Source organism: Aromatoleum toluolicum (assembly GCF_012911005.2).
Lineage (GTDB): Bacteria > Pseudomonadota > Gammaproteobacteria > Burkholderiales > Rhodocyclaceae > Aromatoleum > Aromatoleum toluolicum.
The window spans coordinates 39,133-59,296 of the sequence record NZ_WTVS01000029.1 but is presented as its reverse complement, the minus strand read 5'-3'; the positions used below and the strand labels follow the sequence as shown (position 1 = coordinate 59,296).

The 20,164-nt window shown below is 64.6% G+C and carries 20 protein-coding genes; 18 read left to right on the top strand and 2 right to left on the bottom strand.

Annotated elements, in window-relative coordinates:
- Positions 1-88: 88 nt before the first annotated feature.
- The 10 genes from GPA27_RS14820 (at position 89) to GPA27_RS14775 (ending at position 10,108) form a co-directional block, all read left to right on the top strand.
- Positions 89-991: a prephenate dehydrogenase gene (locus tag GPA27_RS14820; RefSeq protein WP_169141382.1), complete on the top strand. Its 903-nt coding sequence runs from the start codon at positions 89-91 to the stop codon at positions 989-991.
- A gap of 2 nt (positions 992-993) precedes the next feature.
- A complete protein-coding gene (locus tag GPA27_RS14815) occupies positions 994-2,928 on the top strand; it encodes a bifunctional 3-phosphoshikimate 1-carboxyvinyltransferase/cytidylate kinase (RefSeq protein ID WP_169141381.1) in 1,935 nt (644 codons plus the stop codon).
- A 141-nt stretch (positions 2,929-3,069) separates the two neighbouring features.
- Positions 3,070-4,746 carry a 30S ribosomal protein S1 gene (rpsA, locus tag GPA27_RS14810; protein ID WP_169141380.1) on the top strand — a complete coding sequence of 559 codons (1,677 nt, stop codon included), beginning with the start codon at positions 3,070-3,072 and terminating at the stop codon, positions 4,744-4,746.
- 12 nt (positions 4,747-4,758) lie between these two features.
- Complete coding sequence (locus GPA27_RS14805) at positions 4,759-5,043, top strand: integration host factor subunit beta (RefSeq protein WP_015437141.1); 285 nt, start codon at positions 4,759-4,761, stop codon at positions 5,041-5,043.
- 92 nt (positions 5,044-5,135) lie between these two features.
- Positions 5,136-5,453, top strand: a complete 318-nt coding sequence (locus GPA27_RS14800; RefSeq protein WP_169141379.1) for a LapA family protein — start codon at positions 5,136-5,138, stop codon at positions 5,451-5,453.
- A 5-nt stretch (positions 5,454-5,458) separates the two neighbouring features.
- A complete protein-coding gene (gene lapB, locus GPA27_RS14795) occupies positions 5,459-6,634 on the top strand; it encodes a lipopolysaccharide assembly protein LapB (protein WP_169141378.1) in 1,176 nt (391 codons plus the stop codon).
- Between the two features lie 74 nt (positions 6,635-6,708).
- Positions 6,709-8,031, top strand: a complete 1,323-nt coding sequence (locus tag GPA27_RS14790) for a UDP-glucose dehydrogenase family protein (protein WP_169141377.1) — start codon at positions 6,709-6,711, stop codon at positions 8,029-8,031.
- Between the two features lie 114 nt (positions 8,032-8,145).
- Complete coding sequence (gene cysM / locus GPA27_RS14785) at positions 8,146-9,036, top strand: cysteine synthase CysM (RefSeq protein WP_169141376.1); 891 nt, start codon at positions 8,146-8,148, stop codon at positions 9,034-9,036.
- A gap of 21 nt (positions 9,037-9,057) precedes the next feature.
- Positions 9,058-9,852, top strand: a complete 795-nt coding sequence (locus GPA27_RS14780) for a 3'-5' exonuclease (RefSeq protein WP_169141375.1) — start codon at positions 9,058-9,060, stop codon at positions 9,850-9,852.
- Between the two features lie 13 nt (positions 9,853-9,865).
- On the top strand, positions 9,866-10,108 hold the full coding sequence (locus GPA27_RS14775) for a GlsB/YeaQ/YmgE family stress response membrane protein (RefSeq protein WP_169141374.1): 243 nt from the start codon (positions 9,866-9,868) through the stop codon (positions 10,106-10,108).
- Positions 10,109-10,188: 80 nt separating this feature from the next.
- Here GPA27_RS14775 and GPA27_RS14770 read toward each other — a convergent pair whose 3' ends face one another.
- Entirely contained in the window at positions 10,189-11,919 is a 1,731-nt protein-coding gene (locus tag GPA27_RS14770; RefSeq protein ID WP_211165011.1) for a nitrite reductase, read from the bottom strand.
- Between the two features lie 65 nt (positions 11,920-11,984).
- Positions 11,985-12,809: a uroporphyrinogen-III C-methyltransferase gene (gene cobA / locus GPA27_RS14765; protein WP_169141373.1), complete on the bottom strand. Its 825-nt coding sequence runs from the start codon at positions 12,807-12,809 to the stop codon at positions 11,985-11,987.
- 275 nt (positions 12,810-13,084) lie between these two features.
- On the opposite strand from cobA, the gene GPA27_RS14760 reads away from it, so the two are divergent.
- The 8 genes from GPA27_RS14760 (at position 13,085) to GPA27_RS14725 (ending at position 20,154) form a co-directional block, all read left to right on the top strand.
- Positions 13,085-13,402 carry a c-type cytochrome gene (locus GPA27_RS14760; protein WP_169141372.1) on the top strand — a complete coding sequence of 106 codons (318 nt, stop codon included), beginning with the start codon at positions 13,085-13,087 and terminating at the stop codon, positions 13,400-13,402.
- 46 nt (positions 13,403-13,448) lie between these two features.
- Positions 13,449-14,636: a cytochrome D1 domain-containing protein gene (locus GPA27_RS14755; protein ID WP_169141371.1), complete on the top strand. Its 1,188-nt coding sequence runs from the start codon at positions 13,449-13,451 to the stop codon at positions 14,634-14,636.
- A gap of 1 nt (position 14,637) precedes the next feature.
- Positions 14,638-15,696, top strand: a complete 1,059-nt coding sequence (ahbB, locus tag GPA27_RS14750; RefSeq protein ID WP_169141370.1) for a siroheme decarboxylase subunit beta — start codon at positions 14,638-14,640, stop codon at positions 15,694-15,696.
- Complete coding sequence (locus tag GPA27_RS14745) at positions 15,693-16,175, top strand: Lrp/AsnC family transcriptional regulator (RefSeq protein WP_169141369.1); 483 nt, start codon at positions 15,693-15,695, stop codon at positions 16,173-16,175. Before ahbB (GPA27_RS14750) ends, GPA27_RS14745 begins: the two co-directional genes overlap by 4 nt.
- Positions 16,172-16,678: a siroheme decarboxylase subunit beta gene (gene ahbB / locus GPA27_RS14740; RefSeq protein ID WP_169141368.1), complete on the top strand. Its 507-nt coding sequence runs from the start codon at positions 16,172-16,174 to the stop codon at positions 16,676-16,678. Before GPA27_RS14745 ends, ahbB (GPA27_RS14740) begins: the two co-directional genes overlap by 4 nt.
- Before the next feature lie 247 nt (positions 16,679-16,925).
- On the top strand, positions 16,926-18,557 hold the full coding sequence (locus GPA27_RS14735; RefSeq protein ID WP_211165014.1) for a nitrite reductase: 1,632 nt from the start codon (positions 16,926-16,928) through the stop codon (positions 18,555-18,557).
- 71 nt (positions 18,558-18,628) lie between these two features.
- Positions 18,629-19,237 (top strand): NapC/NirT family cytochrome c, encoded by a 609-nt coding sequence (locus GPA27_RS14730; RefSeq protein WP_169141366.1) that lies wholly within the window; start codon positions 18,629-18,631, stop codon positions 19,235-19,237.
- A gap of 47 nt (positions 19,238-19,284) precedes the next feature.
- Positions 19,285-20,154: an ethylbenzene dehydrogenase-related protein gene (locus tag GPA27_RS14725; RefSeq protein ID WP_169141365.1), complete on the top strand. Its 870-nt coding sequence runs from the start codon at positions 19,285-19,287 to the stop codon at positions 20,152-20,154.
- Positions 20,155-20,164: the final 10 nt, after the last annotated feature.

Sequence of the window (20,164 nt, the reverse complement as noted above, 5' to 3'; positions counted from 1 at the left end):
CAGCATCTGCGCCGGTCTTCCGGTGTGGCGCCGTCCCGTCTCGTCGGCAAGGGATGGATGAGGGACGCGGGTCCCCGGAGTTGCGTGCATGGGTGTGATCGACAAGCTGGTGGTGTGCGGCGTCGGCCTGATTGGAGGGTCTTTCGCGCTGGCGCTGCGGCGCGCCGGGATCGTGCGGCGTATCGTCGGCATCGGGCGCAGCAAGGAGTCGCTTGCGCGCGCGGTGGAGTTGGGCGTGATCGACGAGGCGAGCGAAGATTGGGCGTCGGCACTCGACGGCGCTGACTTCGTGTTGCTCGCCCCGCCGGTCGGGCAGATGGACGCGGTCATGGAGGCCATGGCGCCGCACCTGGAGCCGGGTACGGTCGTGACCGACGCGGGCAGTACCAAGCGTGACGTGATTGAGGCGACCTATCGTCATCTTGGCGGACATCTGGCGTTCACGGTGCCGGGGCACCCTATCGCCGGGGCCGAGAAGAGCGGCGTCGATGCGGCTTTTGCGAGTCTGTATGACGGGCGGCGGGTTGTCGTCACGCCGCTGCCGGAGAACGAGCCGGCGGCTATCCGGCGTGTCCGCGAGGCCTGGGAGGCCTGCGGTGCCGTGATCCACGAGATGCCGCCGCAGGAGCATGACCGGGTCTTTGCCGCAGTCAGCCACTTGCCGCATCTGCTCGCGTTCGGGTTGGTGCATGACCTCGCGGGGCGGGCCAATGCCGAACAGCTGTTCAGTTTTGCTGCCGGCGGATTCCGCGACTTCACCCGCATCGCCGCGAGTCATCCCGAGATGTGGCGCGACATCTGCATTGCGAACCGTCAAGCGCTGCTCGCCGAGCTGGATCAGTATCTTGCCGAGCTGGCCTACATGCGCGCCCTGCTCCTGTCTGGCGACGCGACCCGTCTCGAGCAGCTTTTCAGCGAGGCCCGCCACGCGCGTAATGAGTGGGGCGAGCAGTTCGCCAATTCCGCCAACCCCGCTTCAAGGTCGGAGTGATCATGGAATTTCTTGATTTGCCGCCGCTGCTTGGCGCGAGCGGGCGCGTTCGCCTGCCCGGGTCCAAGAGCATCTCAAACCGTACGCTCCTGCTGGCGGCGCTGGCCGAGGGCGAAACCGACATCCGCGATCTGCTCGCGTCGGACGACGTCGAGCGCATGCTCGAGGCGTTGCGGGCGCTCGGCGTCGAATGGTCGCGTGACGGCGAAAGCGATAATTATCGCGTGCGCGGCGTTGGCGGCCCCTTCCCGGTGAGGCTCGCGGACCTGTTTCTCGGCAACGCAGGGACCGCGTTCCGTCCATTGACCGCCGCACTGGCGCTGTCCGGGGGCGAGTACCGGCTGTCGGGTGTGCCACGCATGCACGAACGCCCGATCGGCGACCTCGTGGATGGCCTGCGACAGATCGGCGCAGATATCCGCTACACCGGCAACGAAGGTTTCCCTCCGCTGCACATTCGTCCGGCTGCGATCCGCCCGGGTGGCGTCGTGCGCGTGCGCGGCGACGTGTCGAGCCAGTTCCTGACGGCCCTGCTGATGGCGCTGCCGCTGACCGGCGTCGCGACCACGGTCGAGGTTGTGGGCGAGCTCATCTCGAAACCCTACATCGGCATCACGCTCGACCTGATGGCGCGCTTCGGCGTCGTTGTCGAGCGTCAGGGCTGGGAGCGTTTCACCGTGCCGGGCGGTGTCCGCTATCGCAGTCCCGGTGTCGTTTTCGTCGAAGGGGATGCCTCGTCGGCGTCGTATTTCCTCGCTGCGGGGGCGATCGGCGGCGGGCCGGTGCGCGTGGAGGGGGTCGGACGCAGCAGCATCCAGGGGGATGTGCGTTTCGCCGAGGCCCTCGGGCAACTCGGCTGCCGCATCGATATGGGCGACAACTGGATCGAGGCGCGCGGTCCCGAGGGGGGGCGTCTGAAGGCCTTCGATCTCGACCTCAACCACATCCCCGATGCGGCGATGACCCTGGCGGTTGCCGCCCTCTTTGCCGATGGCCCTTGCCGCCTGCGCAACATCGCAAGCTGGCGGGTCAAGGAGACCGACCGCATCGCGGCGATGGCGAACGAACTGCGCAAGGTCGGCGCCGGGGTCGAGGAGGGCGCCGACTACCTGTGCGTGACGCCGCCCGCGCGGCTGACCCCCGCCGCGATCGATACCTATGACGACCACCGCATGGCGATGTGCTTCTCACTCGTGTCGCTGGGTGATTGTCGCGTGCGAATCAACGATCCGAAGTGCGTGAACAAGACCTTCCCGACCTACTTCGAGCGCTTCGCCGAGGTTACCCGCCCGGTGCCGGTCGTCGCGATCGACGGGCCTTCGGCTTCAGGCAAGGGCACGGTTGCGGCGCGGGTGGCCGAAGCGCTCGGCTATCACTGTCTCGATAGCGGCTCCCTGTATCGCCTGGTCGCCCTCGCCGCGATGCGGGCGGGGGTGTCGTTCGACGACGAGTCCGGCCTTGCGGGTTTGGCCGCCACGTTGCCGGCGCGCTTTGCCGAGGGGCGCGTGTTCCTCGGTGGCGAAGATGTGACGGACGCAATCCGGACCGAGGAAGCCTCAGTCGGCGCTTCGAAAGTGGCGGTGCTGGCGGAAGTGCGCGCAGCCTTGCTCGACCGGCAGCGCGAATACCGTCATGCGCCCGGGCTGGTTGCCGAGGGGCGGGATATGGGGTCCGTGGTATTCCCCGATGCCGGCACCAAGATATTCCTGACGGCAACGGCGCAGGCGCGCGCCGAGCGCCGCTATAAGCAGTTGATCGAAAAGGGAATGGCTGCTAACATGGAAAGTCTTCTAAAGGATCTTCAGGATCGGGATGCGCGTGATGCCGCCCGGGCCGTGGCCCCCCTGCAGAAGCTGCCGGATGCGGCGCTGCTCGATACCACCGAAATGGGTGTCGAGCAGGCCGTCGGCTTTGTGCTTGACCGGGTTCGTTCCTGACGGAGCGTTTCCGCTGAAGGTGGGTCGCCGGCTCCGGATTCCGGGGCGATCCGTTCTTATCAATCTACCGCTGGTGGCCGCTTTCGGGTGGCTTTTGGATTTCAACTCTTTATGACCTCTGTTTCCTCCGTTTCCGATTCCATGGAAAATTTCGCCGCGCTGCTCGCCGAGAGTGAGGCCCGTCAGGATATGCGTCCTGGCGAAGTGATCACCGCCGAGGTGGTCAGCATCGACCACAATTTCGTGGTCGTGAACGCCGGCCTCAAGTCCGAGAGCTACGTTCCCATCGAGGAATTCCGCGACGACCGTGGTGAACTCGAAGTCCAGATCGGTGACTTCGTTCACGTCGCCATCGACGCCCTGGAAGACGGTTACGGCGAAACCCGCCTGTCCCGCGAGAAGGCCAAGCGTATCGCCGCCTGGAACGATCTCGAGAAGGCGCTCAACGAAGGCACGCTGGTCAAGGGCCTGATTTCGGGTCGCGTGAAGGGCGGTCTGACCGTCATGACCAACAGCATCCGTGCCTTCCTGCCGGGCTCGCTGGTCGACATGCGTCCGGTCAAGGACACCACGCCGTACGAAGGCAAGGAATTCGAGTTCAAGGTCATCAAGCTTGACCGCAAGCGCAACAACGTCGTCGTGTCCCGCCGTGCGGTGCTCGAGGAGACGATGGGCGAAGAACGCGAAAAGCTGCTGGCCAACCTCAAGGAAGGCACCGTCGTCAAGGGTATCGTCAAGAACATCACCGACTACGGTGCGTTCGTCGACCTGGGCGGCATCGACGGCCTGCTGCACATCACCGATCTGGCCTGGCGTCGTGTGCGTCATCCGTCGGAAGTGCTCAACGTCGGCGACGAGATCGATGCCAAGGTCCTCAAGTTCGATCAGGAAAAGAACCGCGTTTCGCTGGGTCTCAAGCAACTCGGCGAAGATCCGTGGGTGGGCATCGCACGCCGCTACCCGCAGGGTACCCGCCTGTTCGGCAAGGTCACGAACATCACCGACTACGGCGCGTTCGTTGAAGTCGAGCAGGGCATCGAGGGCTTGGTTCACGTGTCGGAAATGGACTGGACCAACAAGAACATCCACCCGACCAAGGTTGTCCAGCTGGGCGACGAGGTTGAAGTGATGATCCTCGAGATCGACGAAGATCGTCGCCGCATCTCGCTGGGCATGAAGCAGTGCATGTCGAACCCGTGGGACGATTTCGCGATCAACCACAAGAAGGGTGACAAGGTCCGCGGCCAGATCAAGTCGATCACCGACTTCGGCGTGTTCATCGGCCTGGACGGTGGCATCGACGGCCTGGTGCACCTGTCGGATCTGTCGTGGAGCGATACGGGCGAAGACGCTGTGCGCCGCTTTAAGAAGGGTGACGAAGTCGAGGCCGTGGTGCTGGCGATCGACGTCGAGCGCGAGCGCATCTCGCTGGGCGTCAAGCAGCTGGAAGGCGATCCCTTCACCAACTTCATCGCCACCCACGAGAAGAACAGCCTCGTGCGCGGCACCGTGAAGTCGGTCGACGCGCGTGGCGCCGTGATCGCGCTCAACGATGACGTCGAAGGCTACCTGCGTGCTTCGGAAGCGGCCGCCCATCGTGTCGACGATCTGACGACGGTGCTCAAGGACGGTCAGGAACTCGAGCTGATGATCATCAACGTGGATCGCAAGACCCGTTCGATCAACCTCTCGATCCGCGCGAAGGATCAGGCCGAACAGAGCGATGCGATGCAGAAGCTGGCTTCGGACACCGCCTCCAGCGGTACGACCAACCTGGGTGCGCTGCTGAAGGCCAAGCTGAACGAGCAGAAGCAGTAAATCTGATCGGTCATGACCAAATCGGAGCTGATTGCGAGGCTCGCGGCGCGTTTTCCGCAGCTCGTCGCAAAGGATGCCGATTACGCGGTCAAGATGGTGATCGATGCGATGTCCGATGCGCTTGCGCGCGGGGATCGCATCGAGATCCGCGGGTTTGGCAGCTTTGCGTTGAACTACCGCCCGCCGCGCGTCGGGCGTAATCCGAAATCGGGTGACAAGGTGCACGTGCCAGAGAAGTACGTGCCCCATTTCAAGGCAGGCAAGGAACTGCGCGAACGCGTGGATATCGCGGGTTGAGCGTGCAGTTCCGGAATTTGCCTCGTGATCGACAGGGAAGGCGGCGTGAGCCGCCTTCTTTTTTGTCATTTGCTCGGGGATAATTCAGACCCATGCGTATCCTGATGTGGTTCTTCCGCTTCCTGCTGTTCTTCCTGCTGTTCGGTTTCGCAGTGAAGAACGACCATCTGGTCGGCCTCCAGTTCTTCTTCGGAAGTGCCTGGCAGTTGCCGCTCGTGTTCGTGATCCTGGTGTCCTTCACTGCGGGGGCGCTGCTGGGGGTTACGGCCACCTTCGGTTCGCTGTTGCGCCAGCGGCGCGAGATCGGCCGTCTGCGCCGTCAGCTCGCCCGTGCCGAGCGTGATCGCCAGGCCCCCACGGGCGTCACAGCCCCGCCTGCACCCGAGATGCAGGCACCGGAAACCTTCTGAATCCGATGGACATTGAACTTTGGTGGTTTCTCGCCCTGCCGTTGTTTTTCGCGCTGGGCTGGCTGGCCGCGCGCATCGACATCCGTCAGGTCGTGCATGAGTCGCGCGCGCTGCCGCGTTCCTATCTCTCGGGCCTGAATTTCCTGCTCAACGAGCAGCAGGACAAGGCGATCGACGCCTTCATCGAGGCGGTGAAGATCGATCCCCAGACGATCGAGCTGCACTTCGCGCTCGGCAGCCTGTTCCGCCGGCGCGGCGAGACCGATCGCGCCATCCGCATGCACCAGAATCTCGTCGACCGCGAGGATCTGTCGGAGGAGCAGCGCCTTCAGGCGCTGGCCGAATTGGGGCAGGACTACCTCAAGGCCGGCCTGCTCGATCGTGCCGAGGCGGTGTTCGCGAAGTTGCGCGATTCGCGCCTCAACGACCTCGCCATGCGCTATCTGCTGGAGATCTACCAGCAGGAGAAGGACTGGGCGAAGGCCGTGGAGGCAGCCAAGGCGTTGCCCGACCACGAGAGCCTGATGTGGCGCAAGGAAGTGGCGAATTTCTATTGCGAACTCGCGACGTCGGCTCTGGCGAGTTCGAAGTACGAGGAAACGCAGAAGTATCTCGACGAGGCCTTTTCGATCAATCGGCGCTGCGTGCGTGCAAGCCTGGTCCAGGGCGATCTGTTTGCGGTGCAGGGGCAATACGAGGAGGCGATCGACGTATGGAAGCGCGTCGAGAGCCAGGATCCGATCTATCTCGCGCTGGTTGCGGAGCGCGTCATGGATGCGCACTCGAAGCTGGGTCGTGTCGAGCAGGGGCAGACCTTGTTGCGCTCGTGGCTCGAACGGCATGCCTCGCTGGACCTCCTCGACGAGGTCTTCCACTGGGAGCTGGAAAAGGAAGGTTCGCGCGCCGCGTATGACCTGGTGCGCGAGGAGTTGCGACGCAATCCGACGCTGCTGGGCCTCGACAAGCTGCTCGAGGCTGCGTTGCTGCATGCACCGTCGGAGCAGCGCGGCGACATCGAGATGGTGAAACAACTCATCCACGGCCATACGCGCCGGGTGGCGCGTTACCGCTGCGCCGAATGCGGCTTCAAGGCGCGGCAGTTCCAGTGGCGCTGTCCGGCCTGCGGCGGCTGGGAGACCTATCCGCCGCGGCGTACCGAAGAGTACGATCTCGCGCCGTGAGCGCCACGCGCTGATCGAGATTTCCGGCGGTTCGCGGCATGCGGACCGTTTTTCATTGCAAGTGGGGTTGAGACATGAAGATCACCGTGGTCGGTACCGGGTACGTGGGCCTCGTCAGCGGCGCCTGCCTTGCCGATGTGGGCAACGATGTGCTGTGCTTCGATGTCGACCCGGCGAAGATCCGTGTCCTCGAGGAGGGCGGGATCCCGATCCACGAGCCCGGCCTGCTGGAAATCGTGCGGCGCAACGTCGCCGCCGGACGTCTTTCGTTCACGACCGACGTGGCCTACGCCGCGAAATTCGGTGTGATACAGTTCATCGCGGTCGGTACGCCGCCGGACGAGGACGGGTCGGCGGACCTGCAGTACGTGCTGGCGGCAGCGCGGAATATCGGCCGCCATATGGACGGTTATCGCGTGGTGGTCGACAAGTCGACGGTTCCGGTCGGCACCGGCGACAAGGTCGGCGAGGCGATTGCGGCAGAGCTGCAGGCGAGGGGGGCCGACCTGCCCTACAGCGTGGTGTCGAACCCCGAATTTCTGAAGGAAGGCGCTGCGGTCGCGGACTTCATGCGGCCCGACCGCATCATCGTCGGCGCGAACGACGAGCGTGCGATCGTGCTGATGCGTGAGCTCTACGGGCCGTTCCAGCGCAACCACGAGAAGCTCCTCGTGATGGATGTGCGCAGCGCCGAGCTGACCAAGTACGCCGCGAACGCGATGCTTGCGACCCGCATCAGCTTCATGAACGAGCTGGCGAATCTCGCCGAAGTGCTCGGTGCGGATATCGAACTGGTGCGTCAGGGCATCGGTTCGGATCCGCGTATCGGCTGGCACTTCCTGTACGCGGGCTGCGGCTATGGCGGCTCCTGCTTCCCCAAGGACGTCAAGGCGCTGGTCAGCACCGGCCGCGAGCATGGGCACGACCTGTTGATCCTCAACTCGGTCGAGCAGGCGAACGAGGCGCAGAAGCTGAGGCTGGTGGACAAGATCGTCGCGCGCTTCGGCTCGGATCTTTCGGGAATGCATTTCGGGCTGTGGGGGCTTGCGTTCAAGCCCAACACGGACGACATGCGCGATGCGCCGAGCCGTGTGCTGATCGGGGAGCTGTTCCGCCGCGGGGCGACGGTATCGGCCTACGATCCGGTGGCGATGAGCGAGGCACGTCGCATCTTCGGCGACGAGGGGCGGCTGCGTTACGTCGATCGTCCCATGGCTGCGCTCGATGGGGCGGACGCACTGGTGATCGTCACGGAGTGGAAGGAATTCCGCAGCCCCGATTTCGAGCGCATCCGCGAACTTCTGCGTCATCCGGTGGTGTTCGACGGACGCAACATGTACGACCCGGCGACGATGAAGCGTGCCGGCCTCGAGTATCACGGAATCGGCCGGCGCTGATCCGCGGCCGCCGGGCGCCGCAGGGGCTATAAGCTTATACCGTGGCGCAGGTTATCGATTCGGGGGGCGGCGGCTTAAGATCGGGGCGGACCAACCATTCCGGAACAAGGCAAGATGGATTTCAAGACGCTCGATGACTACGTGGGTCAGACTCCGCTGGTGCGCCTGCAGCGCATCGGAGCGGGGCGTAACAATGTGATCCTCGCCAAACTCGAAGGCAACAACCCCGCGGGGTCGGTGAAAGACCGCCCGGCCCTGTCGATGATCGTGCATGCGGAGCGGCGCGGCGACATCCGCCCGGGCGATACGCTGATCGAGGCGACCAGTGGCAACACCGGCATCGCGCTGGCAATGGCTGCGGCGATCCGCGGCTATCGCATGATCCTGGTGATGCCCGAGAACCAGAGTGTGGAGCGTCGTCAGACGATGCGCGCCTTCGGCGCGGAGCTGGTGCTGACGCCGCGCGAAGGCGGCATGGAGATGGCGCGCGATGTCGCCGAGCGCATGCGCGACGAGGGCCGGGGCATCATCCTCGACCAGTTCGCCAACCCGGACAATCCGCTCGCGCACTACGAGGCAACCGGCCCGGAGATCTGGGAGCAGACGGGCGGCCGTATCACCCATTTCGTCAGCAGCATGGGAACGACGGGCACGATCATGGGCTGCTCGCACTTCCTCAAGGAGAAGAATCCGGCGATCCGCATCATCGGCTGCCAGCCCGAGGAGGGCTCGCAGATTCCCGGCATCCGCAAGTGGCCGGAGGCCTATATGCCGCGCATCTACGAGAAGCCGCGCGTCGATGCGCTGGAGTACGTGAGCCAGGCCGATGCGGAGGACATGACGCGGCGGCTTGCGCGCGAAGAGGGTATTTTTTCGGGCATTTCGTCGGGCGGGGCGATGCACGTGGCGGTGCGTCTTGCCGCGCAGCTGGAGAATGCCGTGATCGTTTCGATCGTCTGCGATCGCGGCGACCGTTATCTGTCGACGGGCGTCTTCCCGGGCTGACGATCTTTCTGGAGACTCGTAGTGCCGGTGCTCGTATTCGATATCGAAACCATTCCGGACGTGGCCGGCATCCGCGTGCTCAATGGCCTGCCCGAGGACCTGAGCGACTACGAGGTCGCCGAATTCGCGTTCCAGCAGCGCCGCGCCGCGGGCGGGAGTGATTTCCTGCAGCACCACCTGCAGCGCGTAGTGACGATTTCCTGCGCGCTGCGCGACGCGAACCAGTTCCGCGTGTTTTCGCTGTCTGAGCCGGACAGCGGCGAGGGCGAGATCATCCAGCGCTTCTTCGACGGCATCGAGCGCTACACGCCGCAGATCGTATCGTGGAACGGCGGCGGCTTCGACCTGCCGGTGCTGCACTACCGGGGACTGCGGCACGGCGTGTCGGCGCCGCGTTACTGGGACCAGGGCGAGGGCGACTACCACGACTCGCGCGATTTCAAGTGGAACAATTACATCGGCCGTTATCACAGCCGCCATCTCGACCTGATGGATCTGCTGGCGATGTACCAGCCGCGCGCGAATGCGCCGCTGGATGAGCTCGCGAAGCTGATGGGTTTTCCAGGCAAGCTCGGAATGGACGGCTCGGCGGTGTGGCCGGCCTGGCAGGAGGGGCGGATCGCGGAGATTCGTGATTACTGCGAGACCGATGTCGTGAACACCTACCTCGTGTATCTTGGTTTCCAGCGCATGCGCGGCCAGCTCGACACGGCAGCCTACGAGGCCGAGCTGGACGTGGTGCGCCAGTCGCTCGCGCGCATCGACGCGCCGCACTGGAAGGAGTTCCTCGCCGCCTGGACGGGGCCTAAACCGTAGGGAGGTATTTCCGGTGTCCCTGATCGCTACCATCGCCATCGGCTTCATCGCCGGACTGATCGCCCGCCTGCTGCATCCGGGAAAGGATGGACTGGGCATCATCATGACGACGCTGCTCGGTATCGCCGGTGCGATGCTGGCGGGCTATGGCGGACAATTTTTCGGCCTGTATCGGCCAGGCCAGCCCGCCGGCTTCGTTGGCTCGGTGGTTGGCGCGATCGTGATCCTGTTCATCGTCACGCGCCTCAGAAAATAGCCTTCCGCAGAAAATGAAAAGGCCAGCGCAAGGCTGGCCGTAGGCGTTGCGGCACGGGGCGGACGGGTCGCCCGGCGCGCTCAGTACACGTCGTGCTGCGTGTTGTACACGTTGAAGTGGCCAGTCGGCGTGATCAGTTTGGGATCCTTGATCACGGTCTTCAGCTGCAGGGTCTTGTCATCGACGACGACGATCGCCGATTCCTTGTCCTTTGCCGACCATACCGAGAACCACACCTCGTTGCCGTCCTTGTTGTACTCCGGCTGCACGACGCGCTTGGCGCCGTCGTCCTTGAGACCGGCCCATTCGCCGATCGGCAGGACCTTGTAGCCGGCCTGCAGGTTCTTCAGGTCATAGACGGCTACCGACTGGCTGACCTTGGCCTCCGGATGCAGCGGGTTATCCACGTACAGGTGGTTCGACTTCGGATGGGTCTTGATGAACAGGGAGCCGCCGCCCTGGCTCTTCAGGTTTTCTACGAGCTTCCATGCGTACTGCTTGTGGCCCTTCGGGTCGGTCCCGACGAGGGCGATCGTTTCGTCGCCGAGATGGCCGGTCGCCCACACCGGGCCGTACTTCGGATGGACGAAGTTGGCGCCGCGGCCGGGGTGCGGGATCTTGCCCACTTCGACCATGCCGGCGAGCTTGCCTTCCTTGGCGTCGATCGCGGCGATCTTGTTGGACTGGTTCGCGGCCACCAAGAAGTAGCGCTTCGACAGGTCCCAGCCGCCGTCGTGCAGGAAGCGCGCCGAGCCGATCTCGGTCATCTTCAGGTTGGTGATGTCGGAGTAGTCGACCATCAGCGTCTTGCCCGTTTCCTTCACGTTCACGACGAACTCGGGCTTGAAGTGCGAGGCGACGATCGAGGCCACGCGCGGCTCGGGGTGGTATTCCTGCGTGTCGACGGTGAGGCCGCGGGTCGACACGATCTTGAGCGGTTCGAGCGTGTCGCCGTTCATGATGACGAACTGCGGCGGCCAGTAGGCGCCCGCAATCGCCAGCTTGTCCTCGTAGCCCTTGAACTTGGACGTGTCCACCGAACGCGCTTCGAGACCGATGCGGATTTCGGCGACGTTGTCGGGTTTCTCCATCCACATGTCGATCATATTGACGCGTGCGTCGCGACCGATCACGAAGAGATAGCGCCCCGAAGCCGAGATGCGGGAGATATGCACGGCATAGCCGGTCTTGACGATGTTGATGATCTTCTTCGTGTCGCCGTCGATCAGCGCGACTTCACCGCTGTCGCGCAGCGTGGTCGAGAAGATGTTGGCGATGTTGTAGTTGTTCATCTTCTTCGTCGGCCGTTGCGCCGGCGGGACGATGACCTTCCATGTGTTCTTCATCTCGGGCATGCCGAATTCGGGCGGGGTCGGCGCCGTCTGCTGGATATAGCGGGCCATCAGGTCGACTTCGTCGTCGGTGAGTTCGCCTGACGTGCCCCAGTTCGGCATGCCCGCCGGCGAGCCGTACTTGATGAAGACCTTGAGGTATTCGGTACCGCGCGGCAGCGTGATGTCCGGGGTGAGCGGCTTGCCGGTTGCGCCCTTGCGCAGCACGCCGTGACAGCCGGCACAGCGCTGGAAGTAGATGTTGCGGGCCTTGTCGAATTCGGCCTTGCTCATCTTGGGAGCGTCGGGATTGGTGTCCTTGTACAAATCCACATCGGCGAGCGGCGAGCCGCCGGCGTGGTACTTGGCCTCGGTGTCCTCCACGTGCTTGTCGGTGCCCTGGGCGAAGGCTTGCGAGATGGCCAGCGGCAGGCTGGCGACGAGGAATGCACCGGTGATCCAGTTACTCTTCATGCTCATGACCTATCTCCTTTCAGGAAAGTACTTGTGCACGAGGATCGGCCAAGTACGTTATCGACGGGTGCTCATGCCGTCAGCGCAAGTTCTTCCGTTTGGCGTTCCTTGCCGAGCAGCGCATGGAGCGAAACGATCGAGCCGATCATGATCAGCGCCGGCGACTTGAGCCGGGCGCGTGTGACTGAGGCTGCGAGCCGGTCGAGCCGGTCCGTGAGGACGGTTTGCCGTTCCGTGGTGCCGGCATGCACGACGGCGGCGGGCGTGTCGCCGGGCAGGCTGTGGGCGATGAGTTCGCGGCAGATGATGTCGAGCGCGCCGAGACCCATGTAGATCACGACCGTCTGGTTGGGCCGCGCCAGGGCAGGCCAGTCGAGGTTCACCGTGCCGTCCTTGAGGTGGCCGGTCGTGAAGATCACCGACCGCGCATGATCGCGATGCGTGAGCGGCATGCCGGTACAGGCGGAGATGCCGCAGGCCGCCGTGATGCCGGGCACGACTTCGCACGAGACGCCGTGATCGAGCAGTTCTTCCATCTCCTCGCCGCCGCGGCCGAACATGAAGGGGTCGCCGCCCTTGAGGCGCACCACGTCGAGGCCGGTGCGCGCGAGCTCGACCAGGAGGTCGTTGATCTGATCCTGAGGCAGCGAATGATTGCCGGCCTCCTTGCCGACATAGATCATGCGGGCGTTGCGGTTGACCAGCGCGAGGACGCCGTCGCCGACGAGGTGGTCGTACACGACGACGTCGGCGCTGCCGATCAGGCGTGCCGCCTTGAGTGTGAGCAAGTCCGGGTCGCCGGGGCCGGCTCCCACCAGATACACTTTGCCGGTCGGGCGCGACGCGCCGCCCGCGCTGCACTGCCTGGGGTCGGCGACGCGATTGTGCATGCTCATGGATGGCTCTCCAGGACGCCGCGCCGACGTACCAGCGCGGCTGGTTCTTGTGTGGCAATCAGCTGATTCGCGCCGACACTGTATCCCTACTCGCCGTCCGGGAAATTAACCGATATCAAGGAGCGCAGAATGCTGTGTGCTTGATACTTGTCGCGCCGTCGCATGTTCGGGCATCGCGGACGTGTCGCGGTGCATGACGGGGCGGAGGATTCAATACTGGGGGTGGCGGCGTGTCGCATGGGGCGTATCGGGCGGTTTTCCTGGCATTTGTCGCAATGGTCGCGGGATTGCCGGCTGCAGCGCAGGATGCGTCCCCGCAGTTGCAGCCCCAACGTATCCGCGAACTGGTGCATCTGGTGCGCCAGGATTGCGGTTCCTGTCATGGCCTGACCCTGCAGGGCGGATTGGGGCCTGCGCTGACGGCCCCGGCCCTGCGCGACAAGCCACGCGAGGGCCTCGTCGCGACGATCCTGGGCGGTCGCCCCGGCACGCCGATGCCGCCGTTTCGCGGCATCGTCGCGGAAGACGAGGCCGCGTGGATCGTGGACCGGCTTGCCGAAGGATTTCCGGCGGATCCCGGCGCCTCGCGCTGAGCGGGGTTTTCGTCGTCCGTGCGGCTCGATATGAGATGAGGATCAAATGCTGCACCTGATCGTGAAATACATGTGGTGGGTCGTCCCGGTCCTGCTCCTCTCGGCGTGTGCGACGCCGCAGCCGACGCTGCGCGGCACCGGTGACCTCGGGGTGGTGATCGAGCGCGCGACGGGGCAGGTGCAGGTGATCGAGACCTCCGGCCGCAAGTCGCTTGCGCAGGTGTCGGGCCTCGGCGACCTGTCGCACGCGTCGGTGGTCTTCTCGCGTGACGGCCGCTACGCGTATGTTTTCGGGCGTGATGGCGGGCTCACCAAGGTCGACCTGCTGACCGCCACGATTGCCGGACGCGTCGTGCAGGCCGGCAATTCGATCGGCGGCGCGGTCTCGCAGGACGGTCGTCTGGTGGTGGCGCAGAATTACGAGCCGGGCGGCATCAAGGCCTTCGATGCCGCCACGCTGGAGCTCGTCGCCGACGTGCCGGCCGATTACGGCACCGAGGGCAAGCGGTCGAAGGTCGTCGGGCTCGCGGATCTGCCGGGGAACCGGTTCATCTATTCGTTGTTCGATGCGAACGAGATCCGCGTCACCGACCTGTCCGATCCGAAGAACCCGAAGACCGAGCGCTATCCTGCCGGCAAGCAGCCCTACGATGCGCTCGTGACGCCTGACGGCCGCTACTACATCGCCGGCCTCTTCGGCGAGGACGGTCTCTCGATGCTAGACTTGTGGCAGCCGGCGCAGGGCGTGCGCACCATCCTGCCCGGCTACGGCCGTGGCGAGCAGGCCTTGCCCGTATACAAGATGCCCCACCTGCGCGGCTGGGCGGTGGCTGCCGGACGCGCGTACCTGCCGGCAATCGGTCGCCATGAAGTGCTCGTCGTCGAGCTCGGGAGCTGGAAGGAGGTCGCGCGCATCCCGGTCAAGAGTCAGCCCGTGTTCGTGATGGCGCGGCCGGACGGGCGCGAGGTGTGGGTGAATTTCGCCTTTCCCGACAACGGCTGGATGCAGGTCATCGATACCTACACGAACCGCCTCGTCGACACCTTCCAGCCCGGCCGGGCGATCCTGCACCTGGAGTTCACGCCCAAGGGCGAGGCGGTGTGGATCTCGGCGCGGGACGACAACAGGGTCGTGATCTACGATACCGGTACTCGCCGCAAGCTGGCGGAGCTGCCCGCCGCGAGCCCGAGCGGCATCTTCTTCACCAGCCGCGCGTTCCGCACGGGATTCTGAGATGAGCTGTCACGGCGCGCGCATCGTAGATCTTGCCGCCGCGGGGATTCCCGGCGCCGCGGTCGGCTCGGGCACCTTCCGTCTCCTCAACGAATACCAGCGCACATTTCCGCTCGTCTCGCGACCGTTCGCCGCGATCGCGGCGGAATGCGGTCTTGGCGAGGACGAGGCGCTGCATGCGCTGCGAGCCTGGCAGGCTTCGGGCGTCGTCAGCCGTGTCGGCGCCGTGTTTGCGCCGCGGCGCATCGGTTCGAGCGCCCTTGCCGCCCTCGTCGCGCCCGCGGAACGGCTAGAGGAGATTGCCGCACGCGTGAGCGCCGTCGCCGAGGTCAACCACAACTACCAGCGCGAGCACGCCTACAACCTCTGGTTCGTCGTCACCGCGGCGTCGCAGGGACGGCTGCGCGAGATCGTCGCCGGAATCGAGCACGACACCGGCTGCCCGGTGATTGTGCTGCCGCTGGAAGAGGAGTTCCACATCGATCTCGGCTTCGATCTGGCCGGCGGTGCCACTGCGCGGGCGGCAGGCAAGGAGGCCGCGCCCGCACAGCCGCCCCCCGAGGCGGCCTGTGCGCTGCCCGGGCTGGAGCGTGCGCTCATGCATGCGCTGCAGGAAGGGCTGCCGCTGGAAGCGCGTCCTTTCGACGCGTTGGGGCGCAAGGCCGGGATCAGCGAGGGGATGGTCTTCGAGCTGATCGAACGCTGGCTCGCCGACGGTATCGTCAAGCGCTTCGGCATCGTCGTGCGGCATCATGAACTGGGCTTTCGTGCCAACGCGATGTGCGTATGGGACGTTCCGGACGAGGAGGTCAGCCGGCTCGGCCGCCTGCTCGCAACCGAGCCCGCTGTCACCCTGTGCTATCGCCGTCGCCGCGCGCTGCCGGGGTGGCGCTACAACCTCTTCTGCATGATCCACGGACGCTCGCGCGAAGCCGTGTGCGCGACCCGTGACGACATCGCCGGTCGCCTCGGCCTGGATCGCTGGGCGCACGAGGTGCTCTTCAGCTGCCGTCGCTTCAAGCAGCAGGGCGCCTGTTACCTGACGGATGCGGACGCATGAGCGGTCGCCGCACGCCCGCCGACGGTCCCGTTGCGCTGGATGACATCGATCGTGCGCTGATCAACGCATTGCAGGGCGATTTTCCGCTTTCCCGCCAGCCCTTTGCCGAGGTCGGCCTGCGCCTGGGTCTCACGGAGGAAGAGGTCCTCGTGCGCCTGCAGCGTCTGCTCGATGCGCGCGTGTTGACCCGTTTCGGCCCGATGTTCCAGATCGAACGCATCGGCGGCGCGTTCTGCCTGGCTGCAATGAGCGTTCCCGACGACGTCTTCGAACATGTCGCCGCGCAGGTCAACGCGTTCGCCGAAGTCGCCCACAATTACCGGCGCGTGCACGCCCTCAATATGTGGTTCGTGCTCGCGACCGAGCGTCCCGACGGCATCGCCGACTGCGCCGGGCGCATCGAAGCCGCAACGGGGCTGCCCGTGTTCCTCTTTCCGAAGGAACGCGAGTACTTCGTCGAAATGAAGCTGGAGGCATGACGGACGTGGCTGCCGACGAGCTCGAACGGCGCATCATCGTCGCGACCCAGGGCGGTCTGCCGCTGGTTCCCGACCCCTGGGGCGCGGTCGCTGGCGAACTGGGCATCCCGCCCGAGGAGCTGCTCGCACGCATCGGCTCCATGCTCGAGCGGGGCGTGATCCGGCGCATCGGGGCCGTGCCGAACCACTACGCGATCGGCTATACGGCCAATGGCATGAGCGTGTGGGACATCGATGACGCGGCGATCGAGGCGGTCGGCGAATGGCTTGGTGCGCTCTCCGCCGTCACGCACTGCTATCGCCGTCCCCGCCGTCTGCCGGACTGGCCGTACAACCTGTTCGCGATGGTGCATGGCCGCAGTCACGACGCCGTGCGTGAACAGATCGAGGACATCGCCGCCCGCCTCGAATCGCGTTTCCCCGCCACGTGTCGCGCCCGCGACGTGCTCTTCTCTTCCGCGATCCTGAAGAAGACCGGCCTGCGCATCCGCGACGCGGGCTGAATCCCTTTCCGTCCGCCTGGCGGCGATGCCGTCATGTTCCCTTCGACCAACGGTCGGAGCGCATCCGCACGTATGTCGAATGTCTATATCCCCGCACCGTCTGGGGAAATTTAAGACACATCAAAGATCCCCAAAGTCATCAGGTCAATACTCCGCGCCAGTTGTTTGACATTCCGTGTCGCTTAAGGAGAGAAAGGTGCAAAACCATAATTGGATCGGAAAGACCCTGGCTCTGGCGCTGCTGCCGATGGCAGTCGGCGCGGCGTGGGCGCAGTCAGCTCCTGAAATGACTGCCGACGAAAAAACGAAGGCAAAGCAGATCTATTTCGAGCGCTGTGCCGGTTGTCACGGCGTCTTGCGCAAGGGGGCGACGGGCAAGAACCTCGAACCCCACTGGGCCAAGACCGCGGCCGATGGCACCAAACTCGAAGGCGGCACGCTCAAGCTCGGCACTGCCCGGCTCGAGAAGATCATCTCCTACGGCACCGAAGGCGGGATGGTCAACTACGACGACATCCTGACCAAGGACGAGATCAACATGATGGCGCGGTACATCCAGCAGACGCCGGACGTGCCGCCCGAGTTCTCGCTCAAGGACATGAAGGACAGCTGGAAGTTGATCGTTCCGGTTGCCGAGCGTCCGAAGAAGCAGATGAACAACATCAACCTGAAGAACGTGTTCGCGGTGACGCTGCGCGATGCCGGCAAGCTCGCGCTGATCGACGGCGACACGCACAAGATCTGGAAAGTGCTCGACACCGGCTACGCGGTGCATATCTCGAGGCTGTCGGCATCCGGCCGCTACGTGTATACGGTCGGCCGCGACGGCCTGACCACCATCATCGATATGTGGTACGAGGATCCGAAGACCGTTGCGACGGTGCGCCTCGGTTCGGACGCGCGTTCGGTCGATACGTCGAAGTTCAAGGGCTTCGAGGACAAGTACCTGATCGGCGGCACCTACTGGCCGCCCCAGTTCTCGATCATGGACGGCGAGACCCTGGAGCCGATCAAGATCGTCTCCACCCGCGGCCAGACGGTCGACGGCGAGTACCACCCGGAACCGCGCGTCGCGTCGATTGTCGCTTCGCACATCAAGCCCGAGTGGGTCGTGAACGTGAAGGAAACCGGCCAGATCATGCTGGTCGACTACACCGACATCAAGAACCTGAAGTCCACGACGATCGAGTCCGCCAAGTTCCTGCATGACGGCGGCTGGGACGTTTCGAAGCGCTACTTCATGGTCGCCGCCAACGCGTCGAACAAGGTCGCAGCGGTCGACACGAAGACCGGCAAGCTCGCCGCGCTGGTAGATACGGCGAAGATCCCGCATCCGGGCCGTGGCGCGAACTTCATGCACCCGCAGTTCGGCCCCGTGTGGACGACGGGCCACCTCGGTGCCGACGTGATCTCGGTGATCTCGACGGCCTCGGATGACCCCAAGCACGCCAAGCACAAGGACAAGAACTGGAAGGTCGTGCAGGAGCTGAAGATGCCGGGCGCGGGCAACCTGTTCGTCAAGACGCACCCGAAGTCCACGCACCTGTGGGCCGACGCCCCGATGAACCCCGAGCGGGAGATCGCCGAGTCGGTATATGTCTATGACCTCAAGGACCTGAACAAGGCGCCGGCTCGTCTCGACGTGGCCAAGGATTCGGGTTTGCCGGAAAGCAAGGCAATTCGCCGCGCAACGCACCCCGAGTACAACGAGGCCGGGAACGAGGTGTGGATCTCGCTGTGGGGCGGCAAGACCGATCAGTCGGCGATCGTCATCTACGACGACAAGACCCTCAAGCTGAAGAAGGTCATCACCGACCCGGCAATCGTCACGCCGACGGGCAAGTTCAACGTCTTCAACACGATGCACGACGTTTATTGATCGGTTCTCCGGTCGCCTGCTGAGTCCCCCGCGCCTCGTGCGCGGGGGCAGGGAAGGGAGAAAGAAGTGTCATGACAGACAAAGACGACAAGCTGCCGGAAGGACGTAAGGGATTCTGGGCGTCATTGCGCCGCCCGAGCGCGAGGTATTCGTTCGGGGGTCTCCTGATCGCGGGATTCGCGATCGGCGTGCTCTTCTGGGGCGGTTTCAACACCGTGCTCGAAGCGACCAACACGGAGGCCTTCTGCATCTCGTGCCACGAAATGCACGACAACGTGTATCAGGAATACAAGAAGACCATCCACTACTCGAACCGCACCGGGGTGCGTGCGACCTGCCCCGACTGCCATGTGCCGAAGGACTGGACGCACAAGATGGTCCGCAAGGTGCAGGCCTCGAAGGAAGTCTGGGGCAAGCTGACCGGCACCATCGATACGCCCGAGAAGTTTGCGGCCAAGCGCCTCGAACTCGCCCGCAACGAGTGGAAGCGGATGAAAGCGGCCGACTCGCGCGAGTGCCGCAACTGCCACAGCCTCGAGAGCATGAATGCCGACTCGCAGAAACAGCGGGCGCGCAAGCAGCACGACATGGCGCGCGAGGACAACATGACCTGCATCGACTGCCACAAAGGCATTGCCCACACGAAGCCCGAAGGGATGACCGAGGAAGACGACCTGTAAGCCGCCCGCGGCACAGGCCTCCGACTGAATCAACTGAGGAATCGACGATGAAGAAAACGATAACTGCCGGCCTTGTCGGCGCACTCCTGGCTGGCATGACCGGCGCCGCGATGGCTGCAGCCCCCGACTGGAGCAAGGTCCCCGCGAAGGACATCACCGTGTTCTATCCCGGCGTGTCCCCGATCGAGTGGATCACCAAGGGTACCGACCACGGCGGCGCGCGTGGCATGAAGAAGGGTGAAACCTGCGCGGACTGCCACCATTCGGAAACGACCGACATGGGCAAGAAGATGGCGAGCGGGCAGAAGATCGAGCCGACTCCGATCGCCGGCAAGGCCCCTGCCATTCCGGTCAAGGTCCAGGCCGCGCGTGACGCGGACAACCTGTACGTGCGCTTCTCGTGGAAGCAGCCGCCCGCCTCCGGCGCAGCGAAGATGGATGCGAAGAACCCGGTCAAGGTCGCCTTCATGCTGGAAGCCGGCGGCAAGGTCGAACTCGCGGACCTCGGCGGCTGCTGGTCCACCTGCCACGTCGACTCGCGCACCATGCCGGGCGCCGCCGAGACCAAGCTGAAATACGTCAAGGGCGGATCGCTGGCGGACGGCAAGTTCTACGACCTGTACCAGTGGCGCAGCGGGGAGAAGAAAGGCTTCAACGGCTATGTCGCCGACAAGCGTGTAATGGAAGGCGGTCAAGCGCTCGTGAGTGCCGACGGCAAACTCGACGGCGACACCTGGACGGTCGTGTTCGCACGCAAGCTGGCGGGCGGGGAAGGCGATGTCGCCCTCGAATCGGGCAAGACGTATAACTTCGGCTTCGCGATCCACGACGACAGCGCCGCCGGTCGCTTCCATCACGTTTCGCTTGGCTACAAGCTCGGCATCGACACCAGCGCCGACATCACCGCGGCGAAGTGAGGCGCTCGCG